The sequence below is a fragment of the Pseudomonas sp. FG36 genome (assembly GCF_057809275.1).
In genome coordinates this window covers 22,145-35,909 of record NZ_JBMDJQ010000012.1, presented here as the reverse complement: position 1 = coordinate 35,909, position 13,765 = coordinate 22,145, and the positions used below count along the sequence as shown (strand labels likewise).

11 protein-coding genes are annotated in these 13,765 nt (G+C 62.7%); 2 read left to right on the top strand and 9 right to left on the bottom strand.

Annotated features, from left to right (window positions below; genetic code table 11):
- Nucleotides 1-23: 23 nt before the first annotated feature.
- From bamA to rpsB, 9 genes are all read right to left on the bottom strand, one after another.
- Nucleotides 24-2,384: an outer membrane protein assembly factor BamA gene (gene bamA / locus ACODS9_RS11680; protein WP_046854398.1), complete on the bottom strand. Its 2,361-nt coding sequence runs from the start codon at nucleotides 2,382-2,384 to the stop codon at nucleotides 24-26.
- Nucleotides 2,385-2,459: 75 nt separating this feature from the next.
- Complete coding sequence (gene rseP, locus ACODS9_RS11675) at nucleotides 2,460-3,812, bottom strand: RIP metalloprotease RseP (protein WP_401110958.1); 1,353 nt, start codon at nucleotides 3,810-3,812, stop codon at nucleotides 2,460-2,462.
- 42 nt (nucleotides 3,813-3,854) lie between these two features.
- Nucleotides 3,855-5,045 carry a 1-deoxy-D-xylulose-5-phosphate reductoisomerase gene (gene ispC, locus ACODS9_RS11670; RefSeq protein ID WP_401110960.1) on the bottom strand — a complete coding sequence of 397 codons (1,191 nt, stop codon included), beginning with the start codon at nucleotides 5,043-5,045 and terminating at the stop codon, nucleotides 3,855-3,857.
- Nucleotides 5,042-5,857, bottom strand: a complete 816-nt coding sequence (locus ACODS9_RS11665) for a phosphatidate cytidylyltransferase (protein ID WP_038706689.1) — start codon at nucleotides 5,855-5,857, stop codon at nucleotides 5,042-5,044. The genes ispC and ACODS9_RS11665 overlap by 4 nt, the downstream gene beginning before the upstream one ends.
- The gene (gene uppS / locus ACODS9_RS11660) at nucleotides 5,857-6,612 is read right to left on the bottom strand and encodes a polyprenyl diphosphate synthase (RefSeq protein WP_102684051.1); all 756 of its coding nucleotides are present in this window, start codon (nucleotides 6,610-6,612) and stop codon (nucleotides 5,857-5,859) included. Before uppS ends, ACODS9_RS11665 begins: the two co-directional genes overlap by 1 nt.
- Nucleotides 6,613-6,628: 16 nt before the next feature.
- On the bottom strand, nucleotides 6,629-7,186 hold the full coding sequence (gene frr / locus ACODS9_RS11655; protein ID WP_046854394.1) for a ribosome recycling factor: 558 nt from the start codon (nucleotides 7,184-7,186) through the stop codon (nucleotides 6,629-6,631).
- Nucleotides 7,183-7,926, bottom strand: a complete 744-nt coding sequence (pyrH, locus tag ACODS9_RS11650) for a UMP kinase (protein WP_023629889.1) — start codon at nucleotides 7,924-7,926, stop codon at nucleotides 7,183-7,185. The genes frr and pyrH overlap by 4 nt, the downstream gene beginning before the upstream one ends.
- A 178-nt stretch (nucleotides 7,927-8,104) precedes the next feature.
- A complete protein-coding gene (gene tsf / locus ACODS9_RS11645; protein ID WP_023629890.1) occupies nucleotides 8,105-8,968 on the bottom strand; it encodes a translation elongation factor Ts in 864 nt (287 codons plus the stop codon).
- Nucleotides 8,969-9,155: 187 nt separating this feature from the next.
- The gene (gene rpsB, locus ACODS9_RS11640; protein ID WP_023629884.1) at nucleotides 9,156-9,893 is read right to left on the bottom strand and encodes a 30S ribosomal protein S2; all 738 of its coding nucleotides are present in this window, start codon (nucleotides 9,891-9,893) and stop codon (nucleotides 9,156-9,158) included.
- Nucleotides 9,894-10,240: 347 nt separating this feature from the next.
- On the opposite strand from rpsB, the gene map reads away from it, so the two are divergent.
- Together map and ACODS9_RS11630 are read left to right on the top strand one after the other, a co-directional pair.
- Nucleotides 10,241-11,023 carry a type I methionyl aminopeptidase gene (map, locus tag ACODS9_RS11635; RefSeq protein WP_489093941.1) on the top strand — a complete coding sequence of 261 codons (783 nt, stop codon included), beginning with the start codon at nucleotides 10,241-10,243 and terminating at the stop codon, nucleotides 11,021-11,023.
- A 25-nt stretch (nucleotides 11,024-11,048) separates the two neighbouring features.
- Entirely contained in the window at nucleotides 11,049-13,748 is a 2,700-nt protein-coding gene (locus ACODS9_RS11630; protein WP_046854392.1) for a [protein-PII] uridylyltransferase, read from the top strand.
- Nucleotides 13,749-13,765: the final 17 nt, after the last annotated feature.

Below are 13,765 nucleotides of genomic sequence, written 5' to 3'. Positions count from 1 at the left end.
TTGTCGTTATGCAAGGGCCGACCTCAGAAGGTCTGGCCCAGAGAGAATTGGAACACTTGCGTGTCGGCGTCGTCCGGCTTCTTGATCGGCATCGCCAGGCTGAAGCTCAGCGGGCCCAGCGCGGTGATCCAGGTTACGCCCAGACCGACGGAACTGGCCATGTCCGAGAAACCGACCTTGGTGCAGTCCGGCTTGGAACCGCAGTTGGTGTCGAACACGTTACCCACGTCCCAGAACACGGAGGTGCGCAGCGAACGCTGGTCCTTGACGAACGGCAGCGGGAACAGCAGCTCCACGCCACCCTGGACGAGGACGTTGCCACCGAACGGCAGCGGATCCTGGTCCGGGTCGGCAATGGTGCCCTGGTTGCCGGTCACGGCCGCGCCACGGCTCGGCGTACTGCGTGGGCCCAGGGTACTGTCCTTGAAGCCGCGCACGGAGTTGAAGCCGCCCGCGTAGTAGTTCTCGTAGAACGGCAGACCATTGGTCGAGCCGTAGCCGTCACCGTAGCCCAGCTCGGTGTGCAGGCGCAGGGTGTAGTCGTTGTTGATCGGCTTGAACAGCTGGCCACGGTAGTCGAGCTTGTAGAACGACAGGTCGCTGCCCGGCACGGTGGTCTCGAGGGTCAGGCTCTGCGAGTGACCACGGGTGGCCAGCACGCCCTTGTTCAGGGTCGACTCGGACCAGCCGATCGAAGCCTTGAAGTTGAGGAAGTTGTCGCCTTCGTCCTGGATGAACTTGAAGATCTCATCGACGGTATAGCGGCCGGTCTTCAACTTGTCCTGCTGCACGGTCAGGCCGTAGGTCAGGCGCGAGGTCTCGCTGATCGGGTAGCCGAGGCTGACACCGGCACCCAGGCTGTCCACCGCATAGCTGGCCACGTCGACGTCGAGGTCATCGTAGTCGGTGCTGCGGTAGAAGGCGTTGTAACCCAGGCTCACACCATCGGGGGTGAAGTAGGGATCGACGTAGCCGAAGTTGTAGCGGGTCTGGTATTCGGAACGGGTCAGGCCGATGGAGACCTTGTTACCGGTACCCAGGAAGTTGTTCTGGCTGATCGAGCCACCGAGGATCAGGCCCGCGCTCTGGGCGAAACCGACGCTGGCGGTGATCGAGCCGGAGGCCTGCTCTTCGACGCTGTAGTTGACGTCGACCTGGTCGTCGGTGCCCGGCACCGGCGGCGTCTCGACGTTGACTTCCTTGAAGAAGCCCAGGCGCTCGAGGCGGGTCTTGGATTGGTCGATGAGGTAGGTCGAAGCCCAGCCGCCTTCCATCTGGCGCATTTCGCGGCGCAGCACTTCGTCTTCGGTCTTGGTGTTGCCGCGGTAGTTGATGCGGTTGACGTAGGCACGCTTGCCCGGATCGACGACGAACATGATGTCGACAGTGTGATCCTGGTCGTTCGGTTGCGGCACGCCGTTGACGTTGGCGAAGGTATAGCCTTCGTTACCCAGGCGACGGGTGATCAGGTCGGACGTGGTGGTCATCACCTTGCGCGAGAACACCTGGCCCGGCTGCACCAGCAGCAGCGACTTGACCTGGTCTTCCGGCACTTTCAGGTCACCGGACAGCTTGACGTCGCGAACAGTGTACTTCTCGCCTTCATTGATGTTGACGGTGATGTAGACGTGCTTCTTGTCCGGAGTGATCGACACCTGGGTGGAGGCGATGTCCATGTTGATGTAGCCGCGGTCCAGGTAGTAGGAACGCAGGCGCTCCAGGTCACCGGACAGTTTTTCGCGGGCGTACTTGTCGTCGTTCTTGAAGAACGACAGCCAGTTGGTGGTCTTGAGCTCGAACAGCTGGCCGAGGGTCTCGTCGTCGAAGACCGTGTTGCCCACCACGTTGATGTGCTGGATCGCGGCGACGGTGCCTTCGTTGATCTTGATCTTCAGGCCGACACGGTTGCGCGGCTGCGGCACGACCTCGGCGTCGACTTCGGCGGAGTAGCGGCCCTGGGCCACGTACTGGCGCTGCAGCTCGTTACGCACGCCTTCCAGCGTCGCGCGCTGGAAGATCTCGCCTTCGGCCAGGCCCGACTGCTTCAAACCCTTCATCAGGTCTTCGGTGCTGATCGCCTTGTTGCCTTCGATCTCGATGCTCGACACCGAAGGGCGCTCGACCACGTTGATGATCAGGACATTGCCGTCGCGGTTCAGCTGGATGTCCTGGAAGAAGCCGGTCTTGAACAGCGAGCGGGTGGATTCGACCAGACGGCGGTCGTCGACCTGGTCACCGACGTTCAGCGGCAACGCGCCGAACACGCTGCCGGCGGAAACCCGCTGCAGGCCGTTGACACGAATATCGGAGATGGTGAAGGACTCGGCGTGAACTTCAGCGATCATCAGTGCGGAGAGCACCGCAGTTAGCAGCAGACGTTTCATGAAGTCCTTTTATTCCAACTGGCAATAAACAACCCGCCGCGAGAAGGCGGCAGGTTTCGCGATTGAGCGAAGCTTTTATAGTCGACCCAGATCGTTGATCAGGGCGAGCAACATCACCCCGACGACCAAACTGATACCGATCTGGACCCCCCAACCTTGCACCCGATCCGAGAGCGGACGACCGCGCGCCCACTCGATCAGGTAGAACAGCAAATGCCCCCCATCCAGTACTGGGATGGGCAGCAGGTTCAGAACCCCCAGGCTTATGCTCAGGTAGGCCAGGAAATTCAGGAAATCCCCAACGCCCGACTGGGCTGAAGCGCCCGCCACTTTAGCAATGGTTATCGGTCCGCTCAAGTTTTTTACCGAGAGCTCTCCGAACAGCATTTTCTTCAGCGATTCGAGGGTCAGGACGCTCATGTTCCAAGTGCGGGACAAGCCCTCGCCCACCGCCTCCAGCGGCCCGTAACTGACCTCGCGGAGCATCTTCGCCGGCCATTCGCTGGCCTTGACCCCGGCACCGAGGTAACCACCGGATGCCTGGCCTTCGCCCTTGCGCGCCAGGGTGACCGGTACTTCGAGCGTTGCGCCGTCGCGCTCGACGCGCAGGTTCACCGTGCGCTCGGGGCGGGCACGGACCGCGTCGACCACCTGCTGCCAGTCGCCCAGCGCCACGCCGTCGAGCGCCAGCAGCTTGTCACCAGTCTTGAGCCCGGCGGCAGCGGCCGGCCCTTTCGGATCGATTTCCGCCAGCACCGGAACCATCGCAGGTCGCCACGGGCGCAGGCCCAGGGACTGGATCGGATCAGGCTCATCGGCGCCCTTGAGCCAATTGTTCAGGGTAATGTCGAACTGGCGCTCGACCGTTGCGCCTTCATCGAGCACGCCCACGCGCAGCGTGCCGCTCTCGCCGAGGCGGCGCACCAACTGCAGGTTGACCGCCGACCAGCCATTGGTCGGTTTGCCATCGATGGAAACGATTTCCTGGCCGACGCCCAGGCCGGCGCTGGCCGCCAGGCTGCCCACCTCGACCGCGCCGATGACCGGGCGCACCTGCTGCGAGCCGAGCATGGCCAGCACCCAGAAGAACAGGATGGCAAGGAGGAAGTTAGCGACCGGACCCGCCGCCACGATGGCGATGCGCTGGCGTACCGATTTGCGGTTGAACGATTGCTCGATCAGCGCCGGCGGCACCTCGCCCTCACGCTCGTCGAGCATCTTGACGTAGCCGCCCAAGGGAATCGCAGCGACGACGAACTCGGTGCCCTGGCGATCGTGCCAGCGCAGCAACGGTGTGCCGAAGCCCACCGAGAAACGCAGGACCTTGACCCCGCAACGCCGCGCCACCCAGAAGTGGCCGAACTCGTGGAAGGTGACCAGCACGCCGAGCGCAATCAGCGTGCCGACAATCATGTAGAGCGCAGTCATGTCCTATCTCCGGATGACATTCGGCGGAGCCGGCCGCAGGCTTCAGCGGCCGTGGCGTCGCAACCATTCCCGGGACAGCTCCCGGGCACGCTGGTCGGCGGCGAATACCGCGTCAAGCGTGGGCAATGCCACCACAGGCTCCTGGTCGAGCACCTGTTCGATCATACCCGCGATCTCCGGGAAGCGGATACGCCGCTGGAGAAACGCTTCGACAGCCACTTCGTTGGCGGCATTGAGCACCGCCGGCGCACTGTTGCCCGCCTCGGCAGCCTGACGCGCCAGGCGCAGGCATGGGAAGCGCTGTTCGTCGGGGGCCTGGAAATCCAGACGGGCGATGGCGAACAGGTCCAGCGGCGCCACGCCCGAATCGATGCGCTCCGGCCAGGCCAGGGCATTGGAGATCGGCGTGCGCATGTCGGGGTTGCCCAACTGGGCAAGCACCGAGCCATCGACATAGTCCACCAACGAGTGAATGACGCTCTGCGGGTGCACCACCACTTCAACCTGCGAAGGCTTGGCGTCGAACAGCCAGCAGGCCTCGATCAGCTCCAGGCCTTTGTTCAGCATGCTCGCCGAATCGACCGAGATCTTGCGCCCCATGGACCAGTTCGGATGGGCGCAGGCTTGCTCCGGCGTGACATCCAGCAAGGCTTCGGCCGGGGTTTCGCGGAACGGGCCGCCAGAGGCCGTCAGCAGGATGCGGCGCACGCCAACAGCGCCCAGACCACGGGCATAGTCGCCGGGCATGCACTGGAATATCGCGTTGTGCTCGCTGTCGATCGGCAGCAGCACCGCGCCGCTGCGCTGCACCGCCTGCATGAACAGGGCCCCGGACATTACCAAGGCTTCCTTGTTGGCCAGCAACACCTTCTTGCCCGCCTCGACCGCGGCCAGGGTCGGACGCAAGCCGGCAGCGCCGACGATGGCCGCCATCACCGTATCGACCTCCGATGCGGAGGCGACCTGGCACAGCCCGGCCTCACCTTCCAGCACCTCGGTGGCGCATCCAGCCTTGGCCAGCCCCGCGCGCAACCGCCCGGCCGCCTCGGCGCTCGGCACCACGGCGTACGCCGGGCGATGGCGCTCGCACAGGGCCAGCAGTTCGTCGATGCGCGAATAGCCGCTCAAGGCGAACACCTGGTAACGGTCAGGGTGGCGAGCGATGACGTCCAGCGTGCTCAAGCCAATGGAGCCGGTGGCCCCCAGCACGGTAATGCGTTGCATGCGACTCACATCACACCCCACTCAGCCGCCCACAACAGTACGGCAAACATCGGAATCGCTGCGGTCAGGCTGTCGATGCGATCAAGCACGCCACCATGGCCCGGCAACAGGTTGCTGCTGTCCTTGATGCCTTCACGACGCTTGAACATGCTCTCGGTCAGGTCGCCGACCACCGAGGACATCACCACCACCACGGCGCCCAGCAAGCCCAGCAGCACCTGGCCGACACTCCAGTCACGGGCAATGCCCACGCCCAGGGTGATCAGCAGGCTGACCGCGAGGCCGCCATACACGCCCTCCCAGCTCTTGCCCGGGCTGACCTGTGGCGCCAGCTTGCGCTTGCCAAAGGCACGACCGGAGAAATAAGCGCCGATGTCGGCCGCCCAGACCAGCACCATGACCGCCAGGATCAGCCAGTTGCCCAGCGGCCAGTGCTTGAGCAGCACCAGGCCCTGCCAGGCGGGCAGCAACACCAGCAGGCCGATCAGCAGGCGACAGGCGGCACTGCTCCAAAGCTCGCCGCTGCGCGGGTAGGTCAGCACCAGCCACGTGGCCAGCGCCCACCAGATCACCGAAGCGCCCAGCACCCAGGGCGCCAGGTCGGGCATCAAGTAGAGCAGCATCAGCCCGCCCGCCACCACGGCGGCATAGGCGATGCGCAGCGGTTGCGCCACCAGGCCGGCCAGGCGCGCCCACTCCCAGGCACCGAGCGTCACCACGAAACCGATGAAGAGGGCGAAGTCCCCACCATTGAGCAGGAAGAAACCACCCACCGCGATCGGCAGCAGGATCAGCGCGGTAATGATGCGTTGTTTAAGCATTAAGCACGGGCTCCGGCTTCGACCTGCTCGCTGGTCTTACCGAAGCGGCGCTGGCGCGAAGCGAAATCGGCCAGCGCATTGCGCATGGCCTCGTGTTTGAAGTCCGGCCAATAGAGGTCGGAGAAGTACAGCTCGGCGTAGGCCAGCTGCCACAAGAGGAAATTGCTGATGCGGTGCTCGCCACCGGTGCGGATGCACAGGTCAGGCAATGGCAGGTCGCCCGTCACCAGACAGGTCTGCAGCAGATCCGGGGTGATGTCTTCCGGGCGCAGATGGCCGGCCTGCACTTCACGCGCCAGGCGCTGGGCAGCCTGGGCGATATCCCACTGACCACCGTAGTTGGCGGCGATCTGCAGGATGAAGCGGTTGCTGCCGGCAGTCGCGGCCTCGGCCTCGCGCATCGCAGCCTGGAGTTCAGGGTGGAAGCGTGAGCGGTCGCCGATGATGCGCAGGCTGATGTTGTTGTCGTTCAGGCGCTTGGCCTCGCGGCGCAGCGCCTTGAAGAACAGGTCCATGAGGGCACTGACTTCATCCGCCGGTCGCTGCCAGTTCTCACTGGAGAACGCAAAAAGCGTGAGCACCTCGACCTTGGCCTCGGCGCACACTTCGATCACGGCGCGCACCGCATCGACACCCGCCTTATGCCCGGCAACGCCGGGCATGAAGCGCTTCTTCGCCCAGCGATTATTCCCATCCATGATGATCGCCACGTGACGCGGCACCACGGAGGGCACAGTCTGCTTGGTCTTTTCCATGAAGGTGTCCTGACCCTTAGATGGCCATCAGGTCCTTTTCTTTTGCTTCGGTGGCCTTGGCGATCTGCGCCTCGAAATCCTTGATCAGCTTGTCGATGTCGGCACTGGCACGACGCTCTTCGTCTTCACTGATTTCCTTGTCCTTGGACAGCTTCTTCAGGTCACCCATGGCGTCACGACGAATGTTGCGCACGGCAACGCGGGCATCTTCGGCAGCGGCGCGGGCCTGCTTGGTGAAGCCCTTGCGGGTTTCTTCGGTCAGCGGAGGCATATTGACCAGCAGCAACTCACCCAGGTTGGTCGGGTTGAGGTTCAAGCCGGCACTGCCGATGGCCTTGTCGATGGCGCCCAGCATGTTGCGCTCGAAAGGCACCACTTGCAGGGTCTGGTTGTCTTTCACGGTCACGTTGGCCACGCTGGTCAGCGGGGTGTCGGTGCCATAGTAAGGCACCATCACGCTACCCAGGACGCTCGGGTGCGCCTTGCCGGTGCGGATCTGGCCAAAGGCGTGGATCAGCGACTCCAGCGACTTTTGCATGCGCGCCTGGGCGTCTTTCTTGATTTCGTTGATCATTTTTGAACTTCCTCGATCAGAGTTCCTTCCGCGCCGCCATGCACGATGTTCAGCAGGGCGCCGGGCTTGTTCATGTTGAAGACGCGCAACGGCATCTTGTGATCGCGGCACAGGCAGATTGCCGTCAGGTCCATTACACCCAGCTTGCGATCCAGCACTTCATCGTAGGACAGATGATCGAACTTCTCGGCATGCGGGTCCTTGAATGGATCTGCAGTGTATACACCATCGACCTTGGTTGCCTTCAATACCACGTCGGCATCGATTTCGATGGCACGCAGGCAAGCGGCGGAGTCGGTGGTGAAGAACGGGTTGCCGGTACCGGCAGCGAAGATCACGACTTCTTTCGAGTTCAGGTGGCGCATGGCCTTGCGGCGATCATAGTGATCGGTCACACCGACCATGGAGATGGCCGACATGACGATCGCGGTGATGTTCGCCCGCTCCAGCGCGTCGCGCATGGCCAGTGCGTTCATCACGGTGGCCAGCATGCCCATGTGGTCGCCAGTGACCCGATCCATGCCGGCTGCGCTGAGCGCCGCACCACGGAACAGGTTGCCACCACCGATCACCAGGCCGACCTGGACGCCGATGCCGACCAGTTGGCCGACTTCCAGCGCCATGCGATCCAGGACCTTGGGGTCGATCCCGAACTCTTCCGAGCCCATCAGGGCCTCGCCGCTAAGTTTGAGTAGAATGCGTTTATAGCGAGCCTGATGACCACTGCCCTGCTGAGCCATTGCGAATCTCTCCTGCGGCGTTTGTAAAAATCTGGCGGGCTGTTTTCAGCCTGCGCGTAACTCTAGCGTGACGCAGCTACTGCGTCAGCGAGCAGCGGTCTGGTAAACCACTCCCGCTTTGACAAAGAGGCTGCGCGCGTGAGCGGGCAGCCTCTTTGGGGCGACAGACGAGTCCGTCTTACTGCTTGGCGGCAGCTACCTGGGCGGCAACTTCGGCAGCGAAGTCGTCAACCGGCTTCTCGATGCCTTCGCCAACCTTGAAGTAGGTGAAGGAAACGATTTCGGCACCGGCTTTCTTGGCCAGCGCGCCAACTTTGACTTCCGGATCCATCACGAAGGCTTGCTCTTTCAGCGAGGCTTCGGCTTTGAACTTGGAGATACGACCGTTGATCATGTTTTCAACGATGTTTTCCGGCTTGCCGGCGATCTTGTCGGCGTTCAGCTGCAGGAAGACGTTCTTCTCGCGCTCGATGGCCTCGGCGGAGATTTCCGACGCGTCCAGGAACTCTGGGTTCGAAGCGGCAACGTGCATGGCGATGTTCTTGGCCAGATCGACGTCACCGCCTTTCAGGACAACAACTGCACCGATCTTGTTACCGTGCAGGTAGGCACCGACAACGTCACCCTCAACGCGCACCAGGCGACGGATGTTGACGTTCTCGCCGCACTTGGCGACCAGGGCTTCACGAGCGGCTTCACGCGAAGCGATCAGCGGAGCGGCATCGGTCAGCTTCTCGGCGAAGGCCTGTTCGATGCTTTCGGCAACGAAGTTCTTGAAGTCGTCTTGCAGGGCCAGGAAGTCGGTCTGCGAGTTCACTTCCAGCAGGACGGCGGATTTACCGTCGGTCTTGACGGCGATGGCGCCTTCGGCGGCAACGTTGCCAGCCTTCTTGGCGGCCTTGATGGCGCCCGAGGCACGCATGTCGTCAATGGCTTTCTCGATGTCGCCGCCGGCCTTTTCCAGGGCCTTCTTGCAATCCATCATGCCTTCGCCGGTACGCTCGCGCAGTTCTTTGACCAGCGCTGCAGTAATTGCTGCCATTTCAAAATCCTCTTGGAAAGTTTTTCAACCATTCCACCCGTTCGTCACGGGCGTTAAATTCTGCAAATCCGCTGTTTTATACCTCAGCCGGCCCATGATGCGGGGCCTTCGCTGACAGCAGGATTTCAAGGTGGCAAAAAGGGGGCAAAGCCCCCTTTTTGCGTGCCAAGTAGACGCTAAGCGTCAATTACTCGGCAGCAGGTGCAGCCGCTTCTTCAACATAGACTTCAGTGCCGCCGGCAACGTTGTTGCGGCCGCGGATGACGGCGTCGGCCATCGAAGTCATGTACAGCTCGATAGCGCGGATGGCGTCATCGTTACCTGGGATGATGTAGTCAACACCTTCAGGGCTGCTGTTGGTATCGACAACGCCGATAACCGGGATGCCCAGCTTGTTGGCTTCGGTGATGGCAATGCGCTCGTGGTCGACGTCGATCACGAACAGGGCATCAGGCAGGCCGCCCATGTCCTTGATACCACCCAGGCTGCGGTCCAGTTTCTCCAGATCGCGCGAACGCATCAGAGCTTCTTTCTTGGTCAGCTTGGTGAAAGTACCATCTTCGGCCTGGGTTTCCAGGTCACGCAGACGCTTGATCGAAGCGCGGATGGTCTTGTAGTTGGTCAGCATGCCGCCCAACCAACGGTGATCAACGTATGGCGAACCGCAACGAGCTGCTTGCTCGGCGACGATCTTGCCGGCGGAACGCTTGGTGCCGACGAACATGATCTTGTTCTTGCCCTGGGCCAGGCGCTCTACGAAGGACAGAGCCTCGTTGAACATCGGCAGGGTTTTTTCCAGGTTGATGATGTGGATCTTGTTGCGCGCGCCGAAAATGTACTTGCCCATTTTCGGGTTCCAGTAACGGGTCTGGTGGCCGAAGTGCACACCGGCCTTCAGCATATCGCGCATGTTGACTTGGGACATGATAGTTCCTTGATAAGTCGGGTTGGGCCTCCACGTATCCCAATGACCAACCCGTGTTTCCAGGGAAACCGGGCACCCAGGCCATCGTGTCGACACGTGTGTGGGTTTGAGCTGACGGAGGACATCCCCCGAAAGCGGCGCATTTTATACCACAGCCGGCGAGCGAACGGAACCCGGATGATGCTTCGTCCGTCAGCGGCTTTTGCAGCCCCCGCCTTTTGGGGCCAGAATGCCCTCAATAGACCACCGGATCTGCTGGACTATCCCGACAGATCGCCGCCGCGCTCTGGTAGAATCCGGCCTTTCCCGTTTGTTCGCGCCGCGCGCGGCGCCGTAGAGAGCCTGTAATGACCGTCACCATCAAGACCGCAGAAGACATCGAGAAGATGCGCATCGCCGGCCGCCTGGCCGCCGAAGTGCTGGAAATGATCGAGCCATACGTCAAGCCCGGTATCACCACCGAGGAGCTCGACCGCCTCTGCCACGACTACATCGTCAACGAGCAGAAGGCCATCCCGGCGCCGCTGAACTACAAAGGCTTCCCCAAGTCGATCTGCACCTCGATCAACCACGTGGTCTGCCATGGCATCCCCAATGACAAGGCACTCAAGGATGGCGACACAATCAACATCGACGTGACCGTGATCAAGGACGGCTACCACGGCGACACCAGCCGCATGTTCCATGTCGGCAACGTCGCGCCGTGGGCCGAGCGCCTGTCCAAGATCACCCAGGAGTGCCTGTACAAGGCCATCGAGCTGGTCAAGCCCGGCTGCCGCCTGGGCGACATCGGCGAGGTGATCCAGAAGCACGCCGAAAAGAACGGTTTCTCGGTGGTCCGCGAGTTCTGTGGCCACGGCATCGGCAAGGTGTTCCACGAAGAGCCGCAGATCGTCCACTACGGTCGCGCCGGCACCGGCATGGAGCTCAAGGAAGGCATGACCTTCACCATCGAGCCGATGATCAACCAGGGCAAGGCCGACACCAAGGTACTGGGCGACGGCTGGACCGCCATAACCAAGGACCGCAAGCTCTCGGCCCAGTGGGAGCACACCCTGGTGGTGACCGCCACCGGCTACGAGATCTTCACCCTGCGCAAGGACGACACCATCCCGCGCACCTCGGCCTGACACTGAACGACAGGAACGCGACTCGATGCCCCAGGTGGATCCCGAGCTGTTCGACCGTGGCCAGTTCCAGGCGGAACTGGCCCTCAAGGCAAGCCCCATCGCTGCTTTCAAGAAGGCCATACGCATGGCCGGCGAGGTGCTCGACAAGCGTTTTCGCGAAGGCCGCGAGATCCGCCGGCTGATCGAGGACCGCGCCTGGTTCGTCGACAACATCCTGCAACAGGCATGGCACCAGTTCAGCTGGGGCGCGCCAGGCGGCATCGCCCTGGTGGCGGTGGGCGGCTACGGCCGTGGCGAGCTGCATCCGTATTCGGACATCGACCTGCTAATCCTGCTCGACGCCGCCGAGCACGAGCAGTACCGCGATGCCATCGAGCGCTTCCTCACCCTGCTCTGGGACATCGGCCTGGAGGTCGGCCAGAGCGTGCGCACCGTAGACGAGTGCGCCGAGCAGGCCCGGGCCGACCTCACGGTCATCACCAACCTGATGGAAAGCCGCACCATCGCCGGCCCCGAGGCGCTGCGTCAGCGCATGCTCGACGCCACCAGCACCGCGCACATGTGGCCCAGCAAAGAGTTCTTCCTGGCCAAACGTGCCGAACTCAAGGCCCGCCATCACAAGTACAACGACACCGAGTACAACCTCGAGCCCAACGTCAAGGGCGGCCCGGGTGGCCTGCGCGACATCCAGACCGTGCTCTGGGTAGCCAGGCGCCAGTACGGCACGCTGAACCTGCACGCGCTGGCAGGCGAGGACTTCCTGCTGGAGAGCGAAAACGAGCTGCTGGCCTCGTCCCAGGCCTTCCTCTGGCGTGTGCGCTACGCCCTGCACATGCTCGCCGGGCGCGCCGAAGACCGCCTGCTGTTCGACCACCAGCGCAGCATCGCCGCGCTGCTGGGCTACACCGACGAAAACCCCAAGCGCGCCATCGAACAGTTCATGCAGCAGTACTACCGGGTGGTGATGAGCATCAGCCAGCTGTGCGACCTGATCATCCAGCATTTCGAAGAGGTGATCCTGGCCGATGACAGCGGCGCCACGCAGCCGGTCAATGCGCGGTTCCGCCTGCACGATGGCTATATAGAAGCGGTCAACCCGAACGTTTTCCGGCGCACCCCGTTCGCCATGCTGGAAATCTTCGTACTGATGGCCCAGCATCCCGAAATCAAGGGCGTGCGTGCCGACACCGTGCGCCTGCTGCGCGAACATCGCCACCTGATCGACGACAAGTTCCGCCACGATATCCGCAACACCAGCCTGTTCATCGAGCTGTTCAAGTGCGAGATCGGCATCCACCGCAACCTGCGGCGGATGAATCGCTACGGCATCCTTGGCCGCTACCTGCCGGAGTTCGGCCTGATCGTCGGGCAGATGCAGCACGACCTGTTCCACATCTATACGGTCGATGCCCACACCCTCAACCTGATCAAGCACCTGCGCAAACTGCAATACACGCCGGTCTCGGAGAAATTCCCGCTGGCCAGCAAGCTCATGGGCCGCCTGCCCAAGCCCGAGCTGATCTACCTGGCTGGCCTGTACCACGACATCGGCAAGGGTCGCCAGGGCGATCACTCCGAACTGGGCGCGGTGGATGCGCAGCAGTTCTGCGAACGGCACCAACTGCCGGCCTGGGACAGCCGCCTGATCGTCTGGCTGGTGCTGAACCACCTGGTGATGTCCACCACCGCCCAGCGCAAGGACCTCTCCGACCCGCAGGTGATCAACGATTTCGCCCTGCATGTCGGTGACGAGACACGGCTGGACTACCTCTACGTGCTGACCGTGGCCGACATCAACGCCACCAACCCCAGCCTGTGGAACTCCTGGCGGGCGAGCCTGCTGCGCCAGCTCTACACCGAGACCAAGCGCGCCCTGCGCCGTGGCCTGGAAAACCCGCTGGACCGCGAAGAGCAGATCCGCCAGACCCAGAGCGCGGCGCTGGATATCCTGGTGCGCGAGGGCACCGACCCGGATGACGTCGAGCAGCTCTGGTCGCAGCTGGGTGACGACTACTTCCTCAAGCACAACGCCGCCGATGTGGCCTGGCACAGCGATGCGATCCTCCAGCAACCGGCCGATGGCGGCCCGCTGGTGCTGATCAAGGAGACCACCCAGCGCGAGTTCGAGGGCGGCACGCAGATCTTCATCTACGCCCCCGACCAGCACGACTTCTTCGCCGTGACCGTGGCCGCCATGGCCCAGCTCAACCTGAACATCCACGATGCCCGGATCATCACCTCGAGCAGCCAGTTCACCCTCGACACCTATATCGTGCTAGACAACGACGGCGGCTCGATCGGCGACAATCCACAGCGGGTCAGGCAGATCCGCGACGGCCTGACCGACGCGTTGCGCAACCCCGAGGACTACCCAGCGATCATCCAGCGTCGGGTGCCGCGTCAGCTCAAGCACTTCGACTTCCCGCCGCAGGTGACCATCCTCAACGACGCCCAACGCCCGGTGACCATCCTCGAGATCACCGCGCCCGATCGCCCCGGCCTGCTGGCCAGGATCGGGAGGATCTTCCTCGAATTCGACATCTCGCTGCAGAACGCCAAGATCGCCACCCTCGGCGAGCGCGTGGAAGACGTGTTCTTCATCACCGACGCCGACAACCAGCCGCTGTCCGACCCGCAGCTATGCAGCCGCCTGCAGGAAGCCATCGTCCAGCAGCTGCAGGCCGGCCAGGCCAGCGACGCCAGCCCTACCCGCATGACCTTTTGACGCTAACGAGACCTTGC